Consider the following 22,203-nt stretch of genomic DNA (forward strand, 5'->3'; position numbering starts at 1 on the left):
ACTTAGAAGATTGAATTATGACGTTGTCTCCTTATCTGCAAGAGGTGGCCAAACGCCGCACTTTTGCCATTATTTCTCACCCGGATGCCGGTAAGACCACCATCACTGAAAAAGTGCTGCTGTTCGGACAGGCGATTCAGACCGCCGGCACCGTGAAGGGCCGCGGCTCCAGCCAGCATGCTAAATCCGACTGGATGGAGATGGAAAAGCAGCGTGGGATCTCAATCACCACCTCGGTGATGCAGTTCCCGTACCATGACTGCCTGGTTAACCTGCTGGATACCCCGGGGCACGAAGACTTCTCCGAAGATACCTACCGTACCCTGACGGCGGTTGACTGCTGTCTGATGGTTATCGATGCGGCGAAAGGCGTCGAAGATCGTACCCGCAAGCTGATGGAAGTTACCCGTCTGCGCGATACGCCGATCCTCACCTTTATGAACAAACTCGACCGTGATATTCGCGATCCGATGGAATTGCTGGATGAAGTCGAAAATGAGCTGAAAATCGGCTGTGCGCCGATTACCTGGCCTATCGGCTGCGGCAAGCTGTTTAAAGGGGTTTATCATCTTTATAAAGATGAAACTTACCTCTATCAGACCGGTAAAGGGCACACCATTCAGGAAGTGCGCGTTGTTAAGGGGCTGAATAACCCTGAGCTGGATGCCGCGGTGGGCGACGATCTGGCGCAGCAGCTGCGCGATGAACTGGAACTGGTACAGGGCGCTTCGAACGAGTTCGATAAAGATCTGTTCCTGGCGGGCGAAATTACTCCTGTGTTCTTCGGCACCGCATTAGGCAACTTCGGCGTGGATCATATGCTGGATGGCCTGGTGGAATGGGCGCCAGCGCCGATGCCGCGTAACACTGATACCCGTGAAGTGACGGCCGCAGAAGAGAAATTCACCGGCTTCGTGTTTAAGATTCAGGCCAACATGGACCCGAAACACCGCGACCGCGTGGCCTTTATGCGCGTGGTATCCGGCAAATACGAGAAAGGCATGAAGCTGCGTCAGGTGCGTATCGGCAAGGACGTGGTGATTTCCGACGCGCTGACCTTTATGGCGGGCGACCGTTCGCACGTTGAAGAAGCCTACCCGGGCGATATCATTGGTCTGCATAACCACGGCACCATTCAGATTGGCGACACCTTTACCCAGGGCGAAATGATGAAGTTCACCGGTATTCCGAACTTCGCGCCGGAACTGTTCCGTCGTATTCGCCTCAAGGATCCGCTGAAGCAGAAACAGCTGCTGAAAGGGCTGGTACAGCTCTCTGAAGAGGGCGCGGTACAGGTCTTCCGCCCTATCGCTAATAACGATCTGATCGTTGGCGCCGTCGGCGTGCTGCAGTTTGACGTGGTAGTAGCGCGTCTGAAAAGCGAATACAACGTTGAAGCGATTTACGAATCTGTCAACGTGGCCACCGCGCGTTGGGTTGAATCAACAGACGTGAAGAAATTCGAAGAGTTCAAGCGTAAGAACGAAGTTCAGTTGGCGCTGGATGGCGGCGATAATCTGACCTATATCGCCCCGACGATGGTGAACCTGAACCTGACGCAAGAGCGTTATCCTGATGTGGTGTTCCGCAAAACGCGCGAACACTAATACCTCTCTGGAGCGCGGCGATGCTGCGCTCCAGCCTGTTTTGCTCGTCTTCCTCCTTACCATAGAAAGTTCTTAAATCTGCGCAAATCGTAGCTTTTTTATTCAAACCCTCCGCCGCATCTCCGCTCATCTACTATATTTATTAAGCACTTTTCAGAAACCTGGCTGAATAAATAGCCATTTGTTTTACCAAAGCAGACATCGTGAGGGCATACCAATGACCAGACTAAAGAGCGCCAGGCTATTGCTGCCTCTCTTCTTAGGCTCAGCGTTGATAAGCGCCTCGACCTATGCGGAAACCACCGCAACCGATAGCGCGAAGGCCGCCGCGACCAGCGCGGGAGAAAGCGTCGATAAATCGATCAACAAGGTTGGCGATTTTATGGATGACAGCACGATCACCGCCCGTGTCAAAGCGGCGCTGATCGATGACAAAAGTATCCGTAGCACCGATATCTCGGTGAAAACGGAAAACAAAGTCGTGACCTTAAGCGGGACTGTTGAGAGCGCTGAGCAAAAATCACAGGCCGTTAGCGCGGCGAAAGGCGTCGAAGGGGTGAGTTCGGTAAGCGACAAGCTGACCGTGGCAGGTGAAAAATCGGCAAGCCTGAAGGGCTATGCTGGCGACACCGCTATCACCAGCGAAGTCAAAGCTAAACTGCTCGCGGACGATATCGTTCCGTCGCGTAAGGTGACGGTGGAAACCAGCAACGGAGTGGTACACCTCTCCGGAACCCTGGAATCGAGCAAGCAGGTCGATCGTGCGGCAGACATTGCCAAAGCGGTAACCGGTGTTAAGAGCGTGAAGAACGATCTTAAAGTGCAGTAAAGGTATTCATTAAAAGATATTCGCCAGCGGCGATACCGCTGAGCGAGTTGTACGCAGGGTTGATGTATGCGCGGCCTGAGCGCGCAGAAAAGCGACCGTTAATCATATGGTAAGGAGAACAGTATGTTTAGATGGGGCATTATTTTTCTGATCATCGCGTTGATTGCCGCCGCATTGGGTTTTGGTGGTCTGGCGGGTACCGCGGCGTGGGCGGCTAAAATCGTCTTTGTTGTCGGTATTATCATTTTCCTGGTCAGCCTGTTTACCGGGCGAAAACGACCCTAGAGGCCATGTGCCGAAAGGCGTGAATCAATAACCGCGCAGTGATGACATAACGTCTTACATAAAGCCAGTCAATGTGACTGGCTTTTGCGGTTTCAGGGGACGACAATTTGCGTTACTTTAATGATACAAAATAGACAAACAGGAAAGCAGGGTGGGGCAGCGCATTCCCGTGACGCTGGGCAATATCGCCCCGTTAGCGGTAAAACCCTTCCGTCCGGGCAAACTTGCTCTGGTGTGCGAAGGCGGTGGTCAGCGAGGTATTTTCACAGCCGGGGTTCTGGACGAATTCATGCGCGCCGGATTTAACCCTTTCGACCTGATGCTTGGTACTTCCGCTGGCGCGCAAAACATCTCCGCTTATATCTGTAATCAGCAGGGCTACGCCCGTAAAGTCATTACGCGTTATACCACCTCGCGGCAGTTTTTCGACCCGATGCGCTTCGTACGCGGCGGCAATCTTATCGATCTCGATTGGCTGGTCGATTCCACTTCACAACAAATGCCGCTGGCGATGAACTATGCCGAGGAGCAGTTCGCGCTGGGTAAAGAGCTGTGGATGTGCGCCTGCCGCGGTGACGATTACACGGCAAACTATTTTTCCCCCACCCGTCAGACCTGGCTTGATCTGATCCGCGCCTCCAGCGCCATTCCCGGTTTTTACCGTAGCGGTGTCCTGCTGGATGGCGTGAACTACCTCGATGGCGGCGTCAGCGATGCGATCCCGGTGCAGGAAGCGGCGCGGCGCGGCGCGCAGACTATCGTGGTGATCCGTACCGTCCCTTCGCAGATGTTCTACACTCCGCAGTGGTTTAAACGAATGGAACGTTGGCTTGGGGAGAGCAGTCTGCAGCCTTTTGTGAACCTGGTGCAGCACCACGAAACCACCTATCGCGCGACGCAGCAGTTTATTGAAAAACCGCCGGGTAAACTGCGGATATTCGAAATCTATCCGCAACGGCCGCTGCGCAGTATGGCGCTTGGCAGCCGTCTGCCGGCGCTGCTGGAAGATTATAAAACCGGGCGCCAGTGCGGCCGCTACTTCCTCGCCACGGTAGGGAAGCTGCTGACCGAACAACCGCCGCTGTTACGCCATGCGCCGCGTGTGGCAAGGCCGACGCCGGTGGTGGTGCCGCCGCTGCCGGTAGCGAATGAAGCGCCGCAACAGGCGATTATCACCGCGCCGCAGGCCAATGACCCCAGCTTTAATAACGAGGATCTGGCGTGACGTTACGCTTTATTGATACCCACTGTCACTTCGATTTTCCCCCGTTTGAAGATGATGAACCCGCGAGTATCGCGAGGGCGGCGCAGCTGGGCGTTGGGCGTATTATCGTGCCGTCAATATCCGCCGGGCGCTTTGCTCGCGTGCTGGCGCTGGCGGAGCAACACGAGCCGCTGTATGCCGCGCTAGGGATGCATCCTATTGTTATCGAACAGCATGATGACCGCGGGTTAGCGCAACTGGAAAGCTATCTTGCACTGCGTCATCCAAAACTCGTGGCCATCGGAGAGATTGGCCTCGATCTCTACCGCGACGATCCACAATTCGACCGCCAGCAGGCGCTGCTGGAAGCGCAGTTGCGGCTGGCGAAGCGTTACGATTTACCGGTGATCCTGCATTCGCGGCGCACGCACGATAAGCTGGCGATGATGCTAAAAAAACATAACCTGCCGCGTGCCGGGGTGGTGCATGGTTTTTCCGGCAGTCTGCAGCAGGCGGAGCGTTTTGTACAACTGGGCTATAAGATTGGCGTTGGCGGCACCATTACTTATCCCCGCGCCAGCAAAACTCGCGATGTCATGGCGCGCCTGCCGCTTTCTTCACTGCTGCTGGAAACCGATGCTCCGGATATGCCGCTGAATGGTTTTCAGGGGCAGCCAAACCGTCCGGAACAGGCGGCCCGCGTCTTTGACGCGTTATGTGAACTGCGCGCGGAACCGGCGCAGGAAATTGAAGCGGCACTACTGGCGAATACCAAAAGCCTCTTTACCGCGCTCACTCTCTAACGGCCCACCTTCTGGGCAAAGTCGTCCCCGGCTCTGGCAGGGTGTGATAATCCCATCATTTTTTGTAAATCTAAAATCTATTACATTTCAATTAGAAAGTATATTTATGGCCAGTGGTTGCACAATTTGTGCGCCATAACGTCGAGATAATACGTTTTGATATGTTAGAATAATAACATCGATAAGAACTTAGGTTTGCCGATTATGCTTAAACAGGACATGACCGGTAGATTGGCGGTAATCGATGGTTAATTGTGAGTTATGTCACGTTACAGTAATGCAAATTAGTAATTAGTTTTCATTAACTGTGATGAATGTCGAAGTGTAATGGCGAGCGGTTGTTACAATAGTAACAGGCTCGCAAGGTGAACAAACTATTGAACCGGCAATACGCCGTCGGAGTATGAAATGACTGATTTGAAAGCAAGCAGCCTGCGCGCGTTGAAACTGATGGATCTGACCACCCTGAATGATGACGACACCAATGAGAAGGTGATCGCGCTGTGTCATCAGGCGAAAACCCCGGTGGGCAATACCGCCGCTGTCTGTATCTACCCGCGTTTTATCCCGATTGCCCGTAAGACGCTGAACGAACAAGGAACGCCGGACATCCGTATCGCGACGGTGACTAATTTCCCGCATGGTAATGACGATATCGATATCGCGCTGGCGGAAACCCGCGCGGCAATCGCCTATGGCGCGGATGAAGTGGATGTGGTTTTCCCGTACCGCGCCCTGATCGCTGGTAACGAGCAGGTTGGTTTTGATCTGGTGAAAGCCTGTAAAGAAGCCTGTGCGGCGGCGAATGTGCTGCTGAAAGTGATCATCGAAACCGGCGAACTGAAAGAAGAAGCGTTGATTCGTAAAGCGTCTGAAATCTCTATTAAAGCGGGCGCGGATTTCATCAAAACTTCGACCGGTAAAGTGCCGGTAAATGCGACGCCGGAAAGCGCGCGCATCATGATGGAAGTCATCCGCGATATGGGCGTTGAGAAAACCGTTGGCTTCAAACCTGCCGGCGGCGTGCGCAGCGCGGAAGACGCGCAGCAGTTCCTGGCGATTGCCGATGAACTGTTCGGTGCCGATTGGGCTGATTCCCGTCACTACCGTTTCGGCGCATCAAGCCTGTTGGCTAGCCTGCTGAAAGCCCTGGGTCACGGCGACGGTAAGAGCGCCAGCAGCTACTAATCCCTTGATATGCCGGATGGTGCTTCGCTTATCCGGCCTACGAATTGATGCCTGTAGGCCGGATAAGGCGCTCGCGCCGCCATCCGGCGATTTATACCATTTGGGAGGTTACCGTGTTTCTCGCACAAGAAATTATTCGTAAAAAACGTGATGGTCATGCATTAAGCGATGAGGAGATTCGCTTTTTCATCAACGGCATCCGCGATAATACTATCTCTGAAGGACAGATCGCCGCGCTGGCGATGACCATCTTCTTCCATGATATGTCTATGCCGGAACGTGTTTCGCTGACCATGGCGATGCGGGATTCAGGAACCGTTCTCGACTGGAAAAGCCTTAACCTCAACGGCCCGATCGTCGATAAACACTCGACCGGCGGCGTGGGTGACGTCACCTCGCTGATGCTGGGGCCAATGGTTGCCGCCTGCGGCGGTTACGTACCGATGATCTCCGGGCGCGGTCTCGGCCATACCGGCGGTACGCTTGATAAACTGGAAGCGATCCCGGGCTTCGATATCTTCCCGGACGACGCGCGTTTCCGCGAAATTATTAAAGATGTCGGCGTGGCGATCATCGGGCAGACCAGCTCGCTCGCCCCGGCTGACAAACGTTTCTATGCCACCCGCGATATTACCGCGACGGTGGATTCCATCCCGCTGATTACCGCGTCTATTCTGGCCAAGAAACTGGCGGAAGGTCTGGATGCGCTGGTGATGGACGTCAAAGTCGGCAGCGGCGCCTTTATGCCGACGTATGAGCTTTCTGAAGCGCTTGCCGAAGCGATCGTTGGCGTCTCCAACGGCGCCGGCGTGCGCACGACCGCGCTGTTAACTGATATGAACCAGGTGCTGGCCTCCAGTGCGGGTAACGCCGTTGAAGTTCGCGAAGCGGTGCAGTTCCTGACCGGTGAATATCGTAACCCACGCCTGTACGACGTCACCATGGCGCTGTGTGTGGAAATGCTGATTTCCGGCAAGCTGGCGGCGGATGACGCCGAGGCGCGCGCGAAATTGCAGGCGGTGCTGGATAACGGTAAAGCGGCCGAAGTCTTTGGCCGTATGGTGGCGGCGCAGAAGGGGCCGAACGACTTTGTCGAAAACTATGCGAAATACCTGCCGACGGCAATGCTGAGCAAAGCCGTCTATGCTGAAGGCGCCGGATTTGTCTCTGAAATGGATACCCGCGCGCTGGGGATGGCGGTGGTGTCGATGGGCGGCGGTCGTCGTCAGGCTTCCGATACTATTGACTACAGCGTTGGCTTTACCGATATGGCGCGCCTTGGCGATAAAGTCGATGGCGAACGTCCGCTGGCGGTGATTCATGCGAAAGATGAATCCAGCTGGCAGGAAGCGGCCAAAGCCGTGAAAGCGGCAATTAAACTGGACGCTCAAGCCCCAGAAATTACACCGACGGTCTATCGCCGAATCACCAAGTAGCGATATACTGATCTGATCGCTTTTTTGCAGCGCATGATGTATGGAGAACAAGATGAAACGTGCATTTATTATGGTGCTGGACTCCTTTGGGATTGGCGCAACGGAAGATGCTGACCGCTTTGGCGATGTGGGCGCCGATACCATGGGCCACATTGCGGAAGCCTGCGCCAAAGGTGAAGCTGACAATGGTCGTAAAGGCCCGCTGAATTTACCTAACCTGACCCGTCTGGGCCTGGTGAAAGCGCATGAAGGTTCTACCGGTAAAATTGCCGCCGGTATGGACGGTAATGCCGAAGTCGTTGGCGCCTACGCCTGGGCGCATGAACTCTCTTCCGGTAAAGATACGCCGTCTGGCCACTGGGAAATCGCCGGCGTGCCGGTGCTGTTTGATTGGGGCTACTTCAGCGATCATGAAAACAGCTTCCCGCAGGAACTGCTGGATAAACTGGTTAAGCGCGCGAACCTGCCGGGCTACCTCGGCAACTGCCACTCATCCGGTACCGTGATTCTGGATCAACTGGGTGAAGAGCATATGAAAACCGGGAAACCGATTTTCTATACCTCTGCTGACTCGGTGTTCCAGATAGCCTGTCACGAAGAGACTTTCGGTCTCGACAAGCTGTATGAGCTGTGCGAAATCGCCCGTGAAGAACTGACCGAAGGCGGCTATAACATTGGCCGCGTGATTGCGCGTCCGTTCGTTGGCGACAAAGCCGGAAACTTCCAGCGTACCGGTAACCGTCACGACCTGGCGGTCGAGCCGCCGGCGCCGACCGTGCTGCAAAAGCTGGTCGACGAGAAAAACGGTCACGTGGTTTCCGTGGGTAAAATCGCCGACATCTACGCCAACTGCGGCATCACTAAGAAAGTGAAAGCCACCGGGCTGGACGCGTTGTTCGACGCGACCATCAAAGAGATGAAGGAAGCGGGCGACGAGACTATCGTCTTCACTAACTTCGTCGACTTTGACTCCTCCTGGGGTCACCGTCGTGACGTCGCTGGCTACGCAGCGGGTCTGGAACTGTTTGACCGCCGTCTGCCGGAGCTGATGGAGCTGGTTGGGGAAGACGACATTCTGATCCTCACCGCCGACCACGGCTGCGACCCGACCTGGACCGGTACCGACCACACTCGCGAGCACATTCCGGTGCTGGTGTACGGTCCGAAAGTGAAGCCGGGTTCGTTAGGCCACCGCGAAACTTTCGCCGATATCGGCCAGACGCTGGCGACATACTTTGGTACGTCGCCGATGGCGTACGGTAAAAACATGCTGTAATACCCGTTGTCTTTCGCGCTGTAGATGCGTTGACTTCATTCGCTCACCCCGGTCACATAGTTAATCTATGCTCCCGGGGATTCACGAATTCGTCGCCTTCCTACAACACGAAATCCTTAGGGTATTTGAATACGTTTTGTAGGCCTGATAAGGCGTAGCCGCCATCAGGCCTGAACAATTTATATAAGGATAAAACGATGGCCACCCCACACATTAACGCAGAAATGGGCGATTTCGCTGACGTAGTTTTGATGCCGGGCGACCCGCTGCGCGCGAAGCACATTGCAGAAACCTTCCTCGAAGACGTGCGTGAAGTAAACAACGTGCGCGGCATGCTGGGCTTCACCGGTACCTACAAAGGCCGCAAAATCTCCGTGATGGGCCACGGTATGGGTATCCCATCCTGCTCTATCTACACCAAAGAGTTGATCACCGATTTCGGCGTGAAAAAAATCATCCGTGTCGGCTCCTGCGGCGCGGTACGTGAAGATGTCAAACTGCGTGATGTGGTTATCGGCATGGGCGCGTGCACCGACTCTAAAGTCAACCGTCTGCGCTTCAAAGACCATGACTTCGCGGCGATTGCCGATTTCGGCATGGTACGTAACGCGGTAGACGCAGCCAAAGCGCTGGGCGTTGACGCGCGCGTCGGCAACATCTTCTCCGCTGACCTGTTCTATACGCCGGACCCGTCTATGTTCGACGTGATGGAAAAATACGGCATTCTGGGCGTGGAAATGGAAGCGGCCGGCATTTATGGCGTCGCGGCGGAGTTCGGCGCGAAAGCGCTGACCATCTGCACCGTTTCCGATCATATCCGTACCCACGAGCAGACCACTGCCGCTGAGCGTCAGACGACCTTCAACGATATGATCAAAATCGCGCTGGAATCCGTACTACTGGGCGATAAAGAGTAAGACCTGTTGTGCCGGGTGGCGGCTTCGCCTGACCCGGCCTACGGTTTCCCAGGCCCGCTAAGCGCAGCGGGCTTTTTTATCAGCGCACCGCGCCGGCCATCCACGCCGACAGTTCTTTTAGTTCCGCTTCCTGCTCCGGGAAATCGGCGAGCAGCGCCTCACACTGCTGCTGTAATATTTCCGCCCGATACTGACAACCGACTAATCGTGCCGCCAACGCCTCGAGCGGCGCCGGGTTCAGGCTATCGGTAAAAGCCTGCGCGCGGGTGATATGGCCCTTCTCGACGTCAAAATGCAGCTCGACGCCGCCCCAGCGAAAGCGCTCATCCAGCAGGTGAGAGAAAGCGGGCGCCTGACCGAAGTTCCACTCCCAGCTGCTCTGGCGGGCGAAGGTCTCGGCAAAATTCGGCAGATCCGGCGTGTTGTCCGGCGAAATGACTTCCGCCGCTACCCGTTCGCCGTAATGGTTGAAGAATGCCTCCTGAATGGCTTCGCAAATCTGCTGGTGGGTAATGCCCGGTAGGAGTTCAACCAGGTTCGCCACGCGCCCGCGTACCGAGGTAATGCCTTTGGCCTGTAGCTTTTTCTTGTCCGGATTAAGATAGTTGGCGAGACGGCTTAAATCGGCGTTTAGCAGCAGGGTGCCGTGATGAAAACCGCGGTCCATCGTTTCGCGATAGGCTGAACCAGAAACCTTGCGATCGCCGTTGTCGGTTTTGACCACCAGATCGTTGCGCCCGGAGGCCTCCGCGGTCACGCCAAGCGAATTCAATGCCGCCAGCACGATAGCAGTAGAAACGGTTTTATCGTATTCCGGTTTGCCCGCCATAAAGGTAAAGCAGGTATTGCCGAGGTCGTGGAATACCGCGCCGCCGCCGCTGCTGCGACGGGCCAGCCGCACGTGATCCTCTTCCATGCGCCGGGTATTACACTCCTTCCACGGGTTCTGCGCGCGGCCAATAACCACGGTGTCGGCGTTACGCCACAGAAACAGCACCCGTTGGGTGGCCGGCATCTGGCGGAAAATACACTCTTCTACCGCCAGGTTAAACCAGGGGTCGTAGGAGTCGGAGAGCAACAGGCGGAGCGTCGGCATAGGATATCCTTGTCTGGTTAATCTTTATCTTCGTCCTGGACGGGCTTATTCGCGGTGAGCAGGAAGGGCGATTGCTGCCAGCGGGTACGTTTACCCTGCAGCAATGTGCGGGTCAGCACCACGCCGATTGCCAGCGACAACAGCAGCATCAGGCGTAAGATATTGGTGGTATTATCCACCTGTTTCGCCTCAGTGGCCAACGTGTGGGTATCCAGCGTCAGGCGCAGATAGCCGACCGGGCCGTTTTTGCCGAGGATCGGCTCGACGATTTGCTGGTTAAAGTAGCCGCCGGCTTTTTTGCCATCCAACGCCAGGCGGTCGCGCACGTCGACGCTTTCGCCGGATCGAGCCACCAGATCGCCCTGTTCATCATATACCCCGGCATCGAGCACCCGGCTTTTATCCGTCAGCTGTTCCAGCAGGCGGGTAATGCGCTTTTCGTCGGGCGTTTCGCTACGCATCAGCGGCGCCAGGTTCAGCGTAACCTGCTGCGCCAGCGTTCGCGCCAGCTCTTCCAGCTGCGGATTACGCTGCTTTTGGCTATTCTGACTGAACCATGAGGCGCCTTGCATCAGCGCGACGAGAAGCGCGAGACAGATCAGAACAATGACGGCGCGATGCAGTCGGAATTTCAGTTTTGCTCGTACCATATTCCACCTTTGAAAATTTGCAGCTTAATGTTGCCAGAAGCGCTGGTTACAAGGTAGCCTCATGCGTTATTTTCCTCGCCTGAATGAAGAGATGTGGAGCCGTAATGCCTAACAGTTTGACCTGGTGCGACCTGCCCGAAGATGTTTCCTTGTGGCCTGGGTTGCCGCTTTCCCTGAGCGGCGACGAGGTCATGCCGCTGGATTATCACGCCGGGCGCAGCGGCTGGCTGCTGTATGGTCGCGGTCTCGATAAACGTCGGCTGACGGCGTGGCAGCGCGAGCTCGGCGCGGCGCTGGTCATCGTCTCTTCCTGGGTCGTGGAGGATTATCAGGTGATTCGCCTGGCGGGTTCGCTGACGCAGCGCGCCACGCGTCTGGCCCACGAGGCCGGGCTGGACGTCGCGCCGCTGGGAAAAATCCCGCATCTACGCACGCCGGGCCTGTTGGTGATGGATATGGACTCCACGGCGATTCAGATCGAATGTATCGATGAAATCGCTAAGCTTGCCGGCACCGGCGAGCTGGTTTCGGAAGTGACCGAACGCGCGATGCGCGGCGAGCTCGACTTCACCGCCAGCCTGCGCCAGCGCGTCGCCACTCTGAAAGACGCCGACGCGAACATCCTGCTGCAGGTGCGGGAAGCGCTGCCGCTGATGCCGGGGCTGACCCAACTGGTGCTGAAGCTGGAAACGCTGGGCTGGAAGGTGGCCATCGCCTCCGGCGGCTTTACCTTCTTTGCCGAATACCTGCGCGATAAGCTGCATCTCGACGCGGTATTCGCCAATGAGCTGGAAATTATGGACGGGAAGCTCACCGGCAACGTTATCGGCGACATTGTCGATGCCAAATATAAAGCCAACACTCTACGTAAACTGGCGGAAAAATATGAAATTCCGTCGGCGCAAACCGTGGCGATTGGCGATGGCGCCAACGATCTGCCGATGATCAAGGCGGCAGGTCTCGGCATTGCCTATCATGCGAAACCAAAAGTCAATGAACAGGCGGAAGTCACCATCCGCCACGCTGACCTGATGGGGGTATTCTGTATTCTCTCCGGCAGCATGAATCAAAAGTAAGAGGTTAACGTGGCGAAAGCTCCAAAACGCGCATTTGTCTGTAATGAATGTGGTGCGGATTATCCGCGCTGGCAGGGGCAGTGCAGCGCCTGTCATGCCTGGAACACCATCACCGAGATGCGCATCGCCGCCTCGCCGCAGGTGGCGAGAAACGAGCGTCTGTCAGGTTACGCTGGTAATGCCGGCGTGTCGAAGGTACAGAAGCTGTCGGAGATAAGCCTGGAGGCGCTGCCGCGTTTCTCCACCGGATTTAAAGAGTTCGACCGCGTGCTCGGCGGCGGCGTGGTTCCGGGTAGCGCGATTCTAATCGGCGGCAACCCCGGCGCCGGGAAATCGACGCTGCTGCTGCAAACCCTCTGCAAGCTGGCCGAAGGGATGAAAACGCTGTACGTCACCGGGGAAGAATCCCTGCAGCAGGTAGCGATGCGCGCGCATCGTCTCGGGCTGCCGACGGCGAACCTGAATATGCTCTCGGAGACCAGCATCGAGCAAATCTGCCAGATCGCCGATGAAGAAAAGCCGCAGCTGATGGTCATCGACTCCATCCAGGTGATGCATATGGCTGATGTCCAGTCGTCGCCGGGGAGCGTAGCCCAGGTACGTGAAACCGCGGCTTATCTGACGCGCTTTGCCAAAACTCGCGGCGTGGCGATCGTGATGGTCGGCCACGTCACCAAAGATGGCTCGCTGGCCGGTCCGAAAGTACTGGAACACTGTATTGACTGCTCGGTGCTGCTGGACGGCGATGCCGATTCCCGTTTCCGCACGTTGCGCAGCCATAAAAACCGCTTTGGCGCGGTCAACGAACTCGGCGTCTTCGCGATGACCGAGCAAGGCCTGCGCGAAGTCAGCAACCCCTCCGCCATCTTCCTCAGCCGCGGCGATGAAGTCACCTCCGGCAGCTCGGTCATGGTGGTATGGGAAGGCACCCGCCCGCTGCTGGTTGAGATCCAGGCATTGGTCGATCACTCGATGATGTCTAATCCGCGTCGCGTAGCGGTAGGCCTGGAACAGAACCGTCTGGCGATCCTGCTGGCGGTGCTGCACCGCCATGGCGGCCTGCAGATGGCCGATCAGGACGTCTTCGTTAACGTGGTTGGCGGGGTTAAGGTCACTGAAACCAGCGCCGATCTGGCGCTGCTGCTGGCGATGGTTTCGAGCCTGCGCGATCGCCCGTTGCCGCAGGATCTGGTGGTCTTTGGCGAAGTCGGATTAGCCGGTGAAATTCGCCCGGTGCCAAGCGGCCAGGAACGTATTTCCGAGGCGGCGAAGCACGGGTTCCGTCGCGCCATCGTCCCGGCGGCCAATGTGCCCAAAAAAGCGCCGGAAGGGATGCAAATCTTTGGCGTGAAAAAACTGGCCGATGCGCTGAGCGTTTTTGACGACTTATAATGATACCCGTCATACTTCAGGGTATGACGGGTATCAAACCCGAGTTTGCAGGAGGCACGCATAAACTATGTCGTCATTCGACTATCTGAAAAACGCCATTAAGCAAAAGGGTTGTACGCTGCAGCAGGTGGCGGAAGCCAGCGGGATGACCAAAGGTTATCTCAGTCAGCTATTAAACGCGAAAATCAAAAGCCCGAGCGCCCAGAAGCTTGAAGCGTTACACCGCTTCCTCGGCCTTGAATTCCCGCGCAAACAGAAAAGCGTCGGGGTGGTTTTTGGTAAATTTTATCCGCTGCATACCGGGCATATTTACCTGATTCAGCGCGCCTGTAGCCAGGTCGATGAGCTTCATATCATCATGGGCTATGACGACACTCGCGACCGCGAGCTGTTCGAAGAGAGCGCCATGTCGCAACAGCCGACGGTTCCCGATCGTCTGCGCTGGCTGCTGCAAACCTTTAAATATCAAAAAAACATTCGCATCCACGCCTTCAACGAAGAAGGGATGGAGCCGTACCCGCACGGTTGGGACGTCTGGAGCCGCGGGATCCGCGCCTTCATGAGTGAAAAGGGAATCGAGCCAAACTGGATTTATACCTCAGAAGAGGCCGATGCGCCGCAGTATCTGGAACATCTGGGGATCGAAACCGTGCTTATCGATCCGAAGCGAACCTTCATGAGTATCAGCGGCGGCCAGATCCGCGAAAACCCGTTCCGCTATTGGGAATATATTCCGACTGAGGTCAAACCGTTCTTTGTGCGTACGGTGGCGATCCTCGGCGGCGAGTCGAGCGGTAAATCGACGCTGGTGAATAAGCTCGCCAATATCTTCAATACCACCAGCGCCTGGGAATATGGCCGCGATTACGTCTTTTCACACCTCGGCGGCGATGAAATGGCGTTGCAGTATTCCGATTACGATAAAATCGCGCTGGGGCACGCACAGTACATTGATTTCGCGGTGAAATACGCCAATAAAGTGGCGTTTATCGATACTGACTTCGTCAGCACTCAGGCCTTCTGCCTGAAGTACGAAGGCCGCGAACATCCGTTCGTGCAGGCGTTAATCGATGAATACCGCTTTGATCTGGTGATCCTGCTGGAGAACAACACGCCGTGGGTGGCCGATGGGCTGCGTAGCCTCGGTAGTTCGGTAGATCGCAAAGAGTTTCAGACGCTGCTGGTATCGCTGTTGAAAGAAAACGACATTGAGTTCGTGCACGTGGAAGAGTCGGACTACGACGCCCGGTTCCTGCGCTGCGTTGAGCTGGTGAAGCAACTGATGGGCGAGCAGGGATAGAGGCTCTGCGGGCTGTAGCCCTCACCCCAACCCTCTCCCAATGGGAGAGGGAGCAAACACTAAAAAAGGCAACTTGCGTTGCCTTTTTGTATTTTATTTTGAGATACGTTTGTACTTGATACGCTTCGGTTCCAGCGCATCGGCGCCGAGGGTGCGTTTCTTGTACTCTTCGTACTCGGTAAAGTTACCTTCGAAGAACTCAACCTTACCTTCATCCTGGTAATCCAGAATGTGGGTCGCGATACGGTCAAGGAACCAACGGTCGTGCGAGATAACCATGGCGCAGCCCGGGAACTCCAGCAGGGCGTTTTCCAGCGCGCGCAGGGTTTCGATATCCAGGTCGTTGGTTGGTTCATCGAGCAGCAGTACGTTACCGCCGACCTGCAGCAGCTTCGCCAGGTGCAGACGCCCACGCTCACCGCCGGACAGCTCGCCAACGCGTTTGCCCTGGTCGACGCCTTTGAAGTTAAAGCGGCCAACGTAGGCGCGGCTCGGCATCTCGGTGTTGCCGATCTTCATGATATCCAGGCCGCCGGACACTTCTTCCCAAACGGTCTTGCTGTTGTCCATCGCGTCGCGGAACTGATCGACGGAAGCCAGTTTAACGGTTTCACCCAGCGTGATGGTGCCGGAATCAGGCTGTTCCTGGCCTGACATCATGCGGAACAGGGTGGATTTACCCGCGCCGTTTGGACCGATGATACCAACGATAGCGCCTTTCGGTACGGAGAAGCTCAGATCGTCAATCAGTACGCGGTCGCCGTAAGATTTGCGCAGATTGCTGACTTCCAGAACTTTATCGCCCAGACGCGCTCCTGGCGGAATGAACAGTTCGTTGGTCTCGTTACGTTTCTGGTATTCGACGTTGTTAAGCTCTTCAAAGCGCGCCAGACGGGCTTTGCCTTTAGACTGACGGCCTTTCGCGCCCTGACGAACCCACTCGAGTTCTTTCTCGATAGATTTGCGGCGTGCGGCTTCCTGAGAAGCTTCCTGCGCCAGACGCTGATCTTTTTGCTCCAGCCAGGAGGAGTAGTTGCCTTCCCACGGAATACCTTCACCGCGGTCAAGTTCGAGGATCCAACCAGCGACGTTATCGAGGAAGTAACGGTCGTGGGTAATCGCCACCACGGTGCCTTCGAAATCGTGCAGGAAGCGTTCCAGCCAGGCGACGGATTCGGCGTCGAGGTGGTTAGTCGGTTCGTCGAGCAGCAGCATGTCTGGTTTTTCCAGCAGCAGGCGGCATAGCGCGACGCGGCGGCGTTCACCACCGGAAAGAGTGGCGATTTTCGCATCCCAGTCCGGCAGGCGCAGGGCATCGGCCGCACGCTCCAGCTGTACGTTCAGGTTATGGCCGTCGTGCGCCTGGATGATCTCTTCGAACTTGCCCTGTTGCGCGGCAAGCTTATCGAAGTCGGCATCCGGCTCGGCGTATTTGGCATAAACTTCGTCCAGGCCTTTCAGCGCGTTAACCACTTCGGCGACCGCTTCTTCAACGGATTCGCGCACGGTGTGCTCCGGATTCAGCTGCGGCTCCTGCGGCAGGTAGCCAATTTTGATACCGGGCTGCGGGCGCGCTTCACCTTCGATCTCGGTGTCGATACCGGCCATGATGCGCAGCAGGGTAGATTTACCGGCGCCGTTCAGACCGAGAACACCGATTTTCGCGCCAGGGAAGAAACTGAGGGAGATATTTTTCAAAATATGACGTTTCGGCGGAACCACTTTGCCGACACGATGCATGGTATAAACGAATTGAGCCACGTTGGACTTCGCCTCTTTCTATTCTGATAGATAGTTCAAAGGCGAAGTGTAGCCTTTTTCGCGCGGTAATCCCAGCGAGGCGACAGGATTCACAGAAGCGTAAAAAAATGTTCAGGACATGGCATGTTTTCAGTTGTCTGATTAGCATAACTAAGCAATACCTGATTTTTTTGAAGCGGCACGATGCCGCGGTGATGCACCAAACTAGAGGAAGAGCTTGTGGAAAAAGCCAAAACTACGGCATGGCGTCTTCTGGCTGCCGGCGTGAGTCTGCTGACGCTAAGCCAGCTGGCACATGCGGATTCACTGGATGAACAGCGCAGCCGCTATGCTCAAATTAAACAAGCGTGGGACAACCGCCAGATGGATGTCGTCAACCAGTTGATGCCTACGCTCAGCAGCTATCCGCTGTATCCCTACCTGCAATATCGACAAATCACCGATGACCTGATGAACCAGCCGCCGCTGGTGGTCACTAATTTCATTGCGGCGAATCCGACGCTACCGGCGGCGCGTTCGTTGAAATCTCGCTTTGTTAATGAGCTGGCGCGGCGCACCGACTGGCGCGGCTTGCTGGCGTTCAGCCCGGATAAACCGGCGACAACCGAAGCGCAGTGTAACTACTACTACGCCAAACTCAGCGTCGGCCAATCGCAGGAAGCCTGGAGCGGGGCGAAAGAGCTGTGGCTGACCGGCAAGAGCCAGCCAAATGCCTGCGATCCGCTGTTCAGCGCGTGGCGAGATTCCGGGCAGCAGGATCCGCTGGCCTATCTCGAACGAATCCGCCTGGCGATGAAGGCCGGCAATACCAGCCTGGTCCGCGTGCTTGCTCAACAGATGCCCTCAAACTATCAGAGCATCGCTTCGGCGGTGGTGGCGTTAGCCAACGATCCCAATAGCGTGATGACCTTTGCCCGTACCACCGGGGCCACTGACTTTACCCGCCAGATGGCGGCGGTCGCTTTTGCCAGCGTCGCGCGTCAGGATGTGGAAAATGCCCGTCTGATGATCCCGTCGCTGGTGCAGGCGCAGCAGTTGAATGAGGATCAAACCCAGGAGCTGCGCGATATTGTCGCCTGGCGCCTGATGGGCACCGATGTGACCGAAGCGCAGGCGGAGTGGCGCGATGACGCAATCATGCGTTCACAATCGACTTCGCTGGTGGAACGCCGGGTTCGTATGGCGCTGGGTAGCGGCGATCGTCATGGGCTGAACACCTGGCTGGCGCGTCTGCCGATGGAGGCGAAAGAGAAAGACGAGTGGCGCTACTGGCAGGCGGATCTGCTGCTGGAGCGCGGACGCGATGACGAAGCGAAAACGATCCTGCATTCGCTGATGCAGCAACGCGGCTTCTATCCGATGGTTGCCGCTCAACGTCTGGGCGAAGAGTACACCTTCCGCATTGATAAAGCCTCCGGCACTATCGACCCGGCGCTGGCCTCCGGCCCTGAGATGGCGCGCGTTCGCGAGCTGATGTACTGGAACATGGACAACACCGCGCGCAGCGAATGGGCGAACCTGGTAAGCAGCCGGACCAAATCGCAGCAGGCGCAGCTGGCGCGTTACGCTTTTGATCAACACTGGTGGGATCTCAGCGTACAGGCGACGATCGCCGGTAAATTGTGGGATCAGCTGGAAGAGCGCTTCCCGCTGGCGTACAACGATCTATTCGCGCGTTACATTAGCGGCAAAGATATTCCGCAGAGCTACGCGATGGCGATTGCGCGTCAGGAGAGCGCCTGGAACCCGAAAGTGCGTTCACCGGTCGGCGCCAGCGGCTTGATGCAGATTATGCCAGGCACCGCGACGCATACCGTTAGCATGTTCAGCATTCCTGGTTATAGCAGCCCATCGCAACTGCTGGATCCGGAAACCAATATCAACATCGGCACCAGCTACCTGCAGTACGTCTACCAGCAGTTTGGTAATAACCGTATTTACGCTTCCGCCGCCTATAACGCCGGGCCAGGACGCGTACGCACCTGGCAGGGCAATAGCGCCGGGCGCATCGATGCGGTGGCATTTATCGAGAGTATTCCGTTCTCGGAAACCCGCGGGTACGTAAAAAACGTCCTCTCTTACGATGCCTATTACCGCTACTTTATGGGCAAGCAGGATAACTTGCTGAGCGACGCCGAATGGCAACAGCGTTACTGATCGTCCGGAAGTATGTTATTCTTTGTACTCGTTGAAGAGTACATTCGACGGGCAGCCTGGCTGCCCGTCTCAACATGGCGACGTAACATGACCCAACAATCTCCCTATTCAGCGGCCGTGGCCGAACAACGTCATCAGGAGTGGCTGCGCTTCGTGGCGTTGTTGCAGCAGGCCTACGCCGAGGATCTTCACCTGCCGTTACTGCAGTTGATGCTTACGCCCGACGAGCGCGAAGCGCTGGGTACCCGGGTGCGTATTATTGAAGAGCTGCTGCGCGGCGAGATGAGCCAGCGCGAACTGAAAAACGAACTCGGCGCCGGTATCGCTACGATTACTCGCGGCTCAAATAGCCTGAAATCGGCGCCGGTAGAGCTACGGCAGTGGCTGGAACAGACGCTGCTTAACGATAAATAGCGTTATGGAATGGGCTTAGCGCCAGCACTACCGCCTGATGGTAAACGCTGCTGCGCGTCAGTTTACCGCCGGTAAAGACGCCGATAGCGCCCTCTTTGCGGCCGATCTGGTCGATCCCGGTATGCTGCGACATGACCGGCCCCAGCGCTTCCCCGGCGCGAACCTGCGCAAGGATCGCCTCCGGCAGCGGCAGGGTTGCCGAGCGGGCTTCGCCGCGCTGCTGGCGGCTCTCAATCACTACCCAACTGAAGGTGCTGCCTTCATCGATCCCGGCTTCTATCGCCACCCAAAAATCAGCCTCCGGCTGCGCGAGCCTGGCATTAGCGACGCGATTTCGTGCGCCAGCCCGCGTTTCCTCGCTGCCGAAGGGTTGTTCCGGCACGCCGCTCTCGACGGCGACGGACTCAATATGGCAGGATCCTTCGCCGAAGATCTCGTTAAAAGCCTGCAGAATTGCCTGAATTTTGGCGGGATTAGTGGTAGCTGAGACAACATGGTGCATAATCAAAACAACTCAGAATTAATTAACGTCATCGCAGTATACTCTAAATCACTCTGGCGGCAGCCGATCGCGCAGCTCGTCGAATGATGAAGGGTTCAGAACGGAAAATAAGCATGTTACAGGTATACCTTGTTCGCCACGGTGAAACGCAGTGGAACGCCGAGCGACGTATTCAAGGCCAGTCCGATAGTCCGCTGACCGCTCACGGCGAGCGCCAGGCATGGCAGGTGGGTGAGCGCGCCAGAACGCTGGGGATTACCCATATTATCGCCAGCGACCTCGGCCGTACCCGCCGCACCGCAGAAATTATCGCTGAAGCCTGCGGCTGCGGCGTCGTTACCGATCCGCGCCTGCGCGAGCTGGATATGGGGGTGCTTGAAAAGCGCCATATCGACTCGCTTAGCGAAGAAGAAGAGGGCTGGCGTCGCCAGCTGGTCAACGGTACGCCGGATGGCCGCATTCCGCAGGGCGAATCCATGCAGGAGCTGAGCGAGCGTATGCGCGCGGCGCTATCATCCTGCCTGGAATTACCGCCAGGAAGCCGACCGTTGCTGGTGAGTCATGGGATGGCGCTGGGCTGTCTGGTGAGCACGATCCTCGGGCTGCCTGCCTATGCCGAGCGCCGTCTGCGCCTGCGCAACTGTTCGATTTCACGCGTTGATTACCAGCAGAGCCCGTGGCTGGCGTCAGGGTGGGTCGTGGAGACCGCGGGGGACGTTTCGCATCTCGATGCCCCCGCGATGGATGAACTGCAGCGTTAACGACGAATCGGAATCAGGTACTCGCAGCGCAGCTGAATTGGCGTAGCCTGGTTCCGGCTTTCATCTTCCGGATAGAAGCGCTCGATATCGAGCCCTTTGCGGCGGGTGAGGTTCAGCATCGGCATACAGGTGCCGTACACCGTCAGGATAAACTCCTGTAGCCCGGTGCCTAATCCTTCGTAAGTGAACATCACATACTCGCCGCCTTCCAGAATCACCGGATGAGAGTTATGCAGGTGCCCGTTCGCCATCTCCGGCGTCAGCGCGGTGGTGTAGAACACCTCCTGTTCGTCATCTTTTTCCAGACTTGGACGCGGTTCATGCAGGCCGTACAGCGTCGGCGGAATGCTGGGCGCGTTGCCGAGGAATTCACGCCAGAACTGAACGCGCATCTGGTTACGGAATTCAGAAATCTCTTCCAGCTTACAGGTATAGCTTTGAGTCACGCCGACCAGTTGCGTGGTGCTCAGGGTGACAAACTCATGCTTCGGCATCGTAAACTCACCGAGACGCAGCGGCGGACGCATACCAAACGAGCTCCAGTCCGGTGAACGGCGATAGAGCGCTGGGGTCAAATTAAACTGTTTTTTAAAGGCGCGGGTGAACGTCTGTTGGGAATCGAAGCGATACTGCAGCGCGATGTCGAGGATCGGGCGTGCGGTCAGCCGTAGCGCAACAGCGGATTTGGAAAGACGGCGTGCGCGAATATAGGCACCGATAGCTTGACCCGTGACGTCTTTAAACATACGTTGCAAATGCCACTTGGAATAACCTGCCTTCGCCGCCACATTATCCAACGAGAGGGGCTGATCCAGGTGACCTTCCAGCCAGCTCAGGAGATCGCGAATAATCCCAGCTTGATCCATAAAATGTCCCCATCCTTTAAACTCAGGTACCTATATTAAGGTAGCGGATAATAGCATTTTTTGATGTTTTAGCATTCAGTGTTTTTTTTGCTTTTAAATGCGATTATCTGGTGGATATCGTTGGTAATTTTGTAAAGCTGTGATCTTTAAACCTTTTCCATAGCGTTTGTGATTATCACGCAGCGGAATTTTAAGAAATGGTAACAATATGAAATACAAGAAGTTAGTGGCAGGTTTGTTCTTACTGGCCGCAGGCCAACTGGCGCACGCCGAGCAAATCGGTTCCGTCGATACGGTATTTAAATGGCTGGGACCGGATCATAAAATCGTGGTCGAAGCCTTCGACGACCCCGATGTACAAAACGTCACCTGCTATATCAGCCGGGCAAAAACCGGCGGCATTAAAGGCGGGTTAGGGCTGGCGGAAGATACCTCTGACGCCGCCATATCCTGTCAGCAGGTCGGGCCGATTGAGCTGACGGACAAAATCAAAAACGGCAAAAGCCAGGGCGATGTCGTGTTCCAGAAACGTACCTCGCTGGTGTTCAAAAAACTGCAGGTCGTTCGCTTCTACGACGCTAAACGCAATGCGCTGGTATATCTGACCTATTCGGATAAAGTGGTCGACGGCTCGCCGAAGAATGCCATCAGCGCCGTGCCGATCATGCCGTGGAGTAAATAAA

The 22,203-nt window shown here is 56.2% G+C and carries 21 protein-coding genes; 16 read left to right on the top strand and 5 right to left on the bottom strand.

Features of this window, described 5'->3' with window-relative positions:
* Window positions 1-17 precede the first annotated feature (17 nt).
* The 9 genes from prfC to deoD all read left to right on the top strand — a co-directional run bounded on the left by prfC (window position 18) and on the right by deoD (window position 9,545).
* Entirely contained in the window at window positions 18-1,607 is a 1,590-nt protein-coding gene (gene prfC, locus PGQ95_RS18630) for a peptide chain release factor 3 (RefSeq protein WP_045395922.1), read from the top strand.
* Between the two features lie 217 nt (window positions 1,608-1,824).
* Entirely contained in the window at window positions 1,825-2,436 is a 612-nt protein-coding gene (osmY, locus tag PGQ95_RS18635) for a molecular chaperone OsmY (protein WP_020079668.1), read from the top strand.
* A 123-nt stretch (window positions 2,437-2,559) separates the two neighbouring features.
* A complete protein-coding gene (locus PGQ95_RS18640) occupies window positions 2,560-2,721 on the top strand; it encodes a DUF1328 domain-containing protein (RefSeq protein WP_015368384.1) in 162 nt (53 codons plus the stop codon).
* 151 nt (window positions 2,722-2,872) lie between these two features.
* The gene (locus PGQ95_RS18645) at window positions 2,873-3,946 is read left to right on the top strand and encodes a patatin-like phospholipase family protein (protein ID WP_047065126.1); all 1,074 of its coding nucleotides are present in this window, start codon (window positions 2,873-2,875) and stop codon (window positions 3,944-3,946) included.
* Window positions 3,943-4,728 (top strand): TatD family hydrolase, encoded by a 786-nt coding sequence (locus tag PGQ95_RS18650; RefSeq protein ID WP_087858212.1) that lies wholly within the window; start codon window positions 3,943-3,945, stop codon window positions 4,726-4,728. Before PGQ95_RS18645 ends, PGQ95_RS18650 begins: the two co-directional genes overlap by 4 nt.
* Window positions 4,729-5,136: 408 nt before the next feature.
* Window positions 5,137-5,916, top strand: a complete 780-nt coding sequence (deoC, locus tag PGQ95_RS18655; protein ID WP_015368381.1) for a deoxyribose-phosphate aldolase — start codon at window positions 5,137-5,139, stop codon at window positions 5,914-5,916.
* Window positions 5,917-6,029: 113 nt separating this feature from the next.
* Window positions 6,030-7,352, top strand: a complete 1,323-nt coding sequence (gene deoA / locus PGQ95_RS18660; protein ID WP_087858282.1) for a thymidine phosphorylase — start codon at window positions 6,030-6,032, stop codon at window positions 7,350-7,352.
* Between the two features lie 52 nt (window positions 7,353-7,404).
* Window positions 7,405-8,628 (top strand): phosphopentomutase, encoded by a 1,224-nt coding sequence (gene deoB / locus PGQ95_RS18665; protein ID WP_045395913.1) that lies wholly within the window; start codon window positions 7,405-7,407, stop codon window positions 8,626-8,628.
* Between the two features lie 197 nt (window positions 8,629-8,825).
* Window positions 8,826-9,545, top strand: coding sequence for a purine-nucleoside phosphorylase (gene deoD, locus PGQ95_RS18670; protein WP_002887789.1), 720 nt, complete (start codon window positions 8,826-8,828; stop codon window positions 9,543-9,545).
* Window positions 9,546-9,624: 79 nt separating this feature from the next.
* On the opposite strand, the gene lplA is transcribed toward deoD, so the two are convergent.
* Entirely contained in the window at window positions 9,625-10,641 is a 1,017-nt protein-coding gene (lplA, locus tag PGQ95_RS18675) for a lipoate--protein ligase LplA (RefSeq protein WP_348854264.1), read from the bottom strand.
* A gap of 17 nt (window positions 10,642-10,658) precedes the next feature.
* Window positions 10,659-11,291 (bottom strand): YtjB family periplasmic protein, encoded by a 633-nt coding sequence (locus tag PGQ95_RS18680; protein WP_015368377.1) that lies wholly within the window; start codon window positions 11,289-11,291, stop codon window positions 10,659-10,661.
* Between the two features lie 104 nt (window positions 11,292-11,395).
* Here PGQ95_RS18680 and serB point away from each other — a divergent pair, with 104 nt between their 5' ends.
* From serB to nadR, 3 genes are all read left to right on the top strand, one after another.
* Complete coding sequence (gene serB, locus PGQ95_RS18685) at window positions 11,396-12,367, top strand: phosphoserine phosphatase (protein WP_015368376.1); 972 nt, start codon at window positions 11,396-11,398, stop codon at window positions 12,365-12,367.
* 9 nt (window positions 12,368-12,376) lie between these two features.
* Window positions 12,377-13,759 carry a DNA repair protein RadA gene (gene radA, locus PGQ95_RS18690; RefSeq protein ID WP_015368375.1) on the top strand — a complete coding sequence of 461 codons (1,383 nt, stop codon included), beginning with the start codon at window positions 12,377-12,379 and terminating at the stop codon, window positions 13,757-13,759.
* Between the two features lie 67 nt (window positions 13,760-13,826).
* Window positions 13,827-15,059 carry a multifunctional transcriptional regulator/nicotinamide-nucleotide adenylyltransferase/ribosylnicotinamide kinase NadR gene (gene nadR / locus PGQ95_RS18695; protein ID WP_020079664.1) on the top strand — a complete coding sequence of 411 codons (1,233 nt, stop codon included), beginning with the start codon at window positions 13,827-13,829 and terminating at the stop codon, window positions 15,057-15,059.
* A 93-nt stretch (window positions 15,060-15,152) separates the two neighbouring features.
* On the opposite strand, the gene ettA is transcribed toward nadR, so the two are convergent.
* On the bottom strand, window positions 15,153-16,820 hold the full coding sequence (gene ettA, locus PGQ95_RS18700; RefSeq protein ID WP_113374553.1) for an energy-dependent translational throttle protein EttA: 1,668 nt from the start codon (window positions 16,818-16,820) through the stop codon (window positions 15,153-15,155).
* A 219-nt stretch (window positions 16,821-17,039) separates the two neighbouring features.
* Here ettA and sltY point away from each other — a divergent pair, with 219 nt between their 5' ends.
* Entirely contained in the window at window positions 17,040-18,977 is a 1,938-nt protein-coding gene (gene sltY / locus PGQ95_RS18705) for a murein transglycosylase (protein ID WP_308958249.1), read from the top strand.
* An 87-nt stretch (window positions 18,978-19,064) separates the two neighbouring features.
* Entirely contained in the window at window positions 19,065-19,391 is a 327-nt protein-coding gene (trpR, locus tag PGQ95_RS18710; protein WP_015368371.1) for a trp operon repressor, read from the top strand.
* Here trpR and yjjX read toward each other — a convergent pair.
* Window positions 19,378-19,893: an inosine/xanthosine triphosphatase gene (yjjX, locus tag PGQ95_RS18715; protein ID WP_113374555.1), complete on the bottom strand. Its 516-nt coding sequence runs from the start codon at window positions 19,891-19,893 to the stop codon at window positions 19,378-19,380. The genes trpR and yjjX overlap by 14 nt on opposite strands.
* 113 nt (window positions 19,894-20,006) lie before the next feature.
* Here yjjX and gpmB point away from each other — a divergent pair, with 113 nt between their 5' ends.
* The gene (gene gpmB / locus PGQ95_RS18720; RefSeq protein WP_015368369.1) at window positions 20,007-20,654 is read left to right on the top strand and encodes a 2,3-diphosphoglycerate-dependent phosphoglycerate mutase GpmB; all 648 of its coding nucleotides are present in this window, start codon (window positions 20,007-20,009) and stop codon (window positions 20,652-20,654) included.
* Here gpmB and robA read toward each other — a convergent pair.
* Window positions 20,651-21,520, bottom strand: coding sequence for an MDR efflux pump AcrAB transcriptional activator RobA (robA, locus tag PGQ95_RS18725; RefSeq protein ID WP_087858208.1), 870 nt, complete (start codon window positions 21,518-21,520; stop codon window positions 20,651-20,653). The two genes, gpmB and robA, sit on opposite strands and share 4 nt — an antisense overlap.
* A 208-nt stretch (window positions 21,521-21,728) precedes the next feature.
* On the opposite strand from robA, the gene creA reads away from it, so the two are divergent.
* Window positions 21,729-22,202 carry a protein CreA gene (gene creA / locus PGQ95_RS18730; protein WP_045378970.1) on the top strand — a complete coding sequence of 158 codons (474 nt, stop codon included), beginning with the start codon at window positions 21,729-21,731 and terminating at the stop codon, window positions 22,200-22,202.
* Window position 22,203 lies beyond the last annotated feature (1 nt).

Source organism: Klebsiella sp. 141240, from assembly GCF_050600805.1.
In the GTDB taxonomy this organism is placed as follows: Bacteria; Pseudomonadota; Gammaproteobacteria; order Enterobacterales; family Enterobacteriaceae; genus Klebsiella; species Klebsiella aerogenes.

Coding starts and splice junctions, on each gene's coding strand:
- nadR (WP_020079664.1), top strand. CDS start 13,827: ATGTCGTCATTCGACTATCTGAAAAACGCCATTAAGCAAAAGGGTTGT.
- gpmB (WP_015368369.1), top strand. CDS start 20,007: ATGTTACAGGTATACCTTGTTCGCCACGGTGAAACGCAGTGGAACGCC.
- PGQ95_RS18680 (WP_015368377.1), bottom strand. CDS start 11,291: ATGGTACGAGCAAAACTGAAATTCCGACTGCATCGCGCCGTCATTGTT.
- deoC (WP_015368381.1), top strand. CDS start 5,137: ATGACTGATTTGAAAGCAAGCAGCCTGCGCGCGTTGAAACTGATGGAT.
- creA (WP_045378970.1), top strand. CDS start 21,729: ATGAAATACAAGAAGTTAGTGGCAGGTTTGTTCTTACTGGCCGCAGGC.
- PGQ95_RS18640 (WP_015368384.1), top strand. CDS start 2,560: ATGTTTAGATGGGGCATTATTTTTCTGATCATCGCGTTGATTGCCGCC.
- deoB (WP_045395913.1), top strand. CDS start 7,405: ATGAAACGTGCATTTATTATGGTGCTGGACTCCTTTGGGATTGGCGCA.
- prfC (WP_045395922.1), top strand. CDS start 18: ATGACGTTGTCTCCTTATCTGCAAGAGGTGGCCAAACGCCGCACTTTT.
- osmY (WP_020079668.1), top strand. CDS start 1,825: ATGACCAGACTAAAGAGCGCCAGGCTATTGCTGCCTCTCTTCTTAGGC.
- trpR (WP_015368371.1), top strand. CDS start 19,065: ATGACCCAACAATCTCCCTATTCAGCGGCCGTGGCCGAACAACGTCAT.
- deoD (WP_002887789.1), top strand. CDS start 8,826: ATGGCCACCCCACACATTAACGCAGAAATGGGCGATTTCGCTGACGTA.
- robA (WP_087858208.1), bottom strand. CDS start 21,520: ATGGATCAAGCTGGGATTATTCGCGATCTCCTGAGCTGGCTGGAAGGT.
- lplA (WP_348854264.1), bottom strand. CDS start 10,641: ATGCCGACGCTCCGCCTGTTGCTCTCCGACTCCTACGACCCCTGGTTT.
- yjjX (WP_113374555.1), bottom strand. CDS start 19,893: ATGCACCATGTTGTCTCAGCTACCACTAATCCCGCCAAAATTCAGGCA.
- serB (WP_015368376.1), top strand. CDS start 11,396: ATGCCTAACAGTTTGACCTGGTGCGACCTGCCCGAAGATGTTTCCTTG.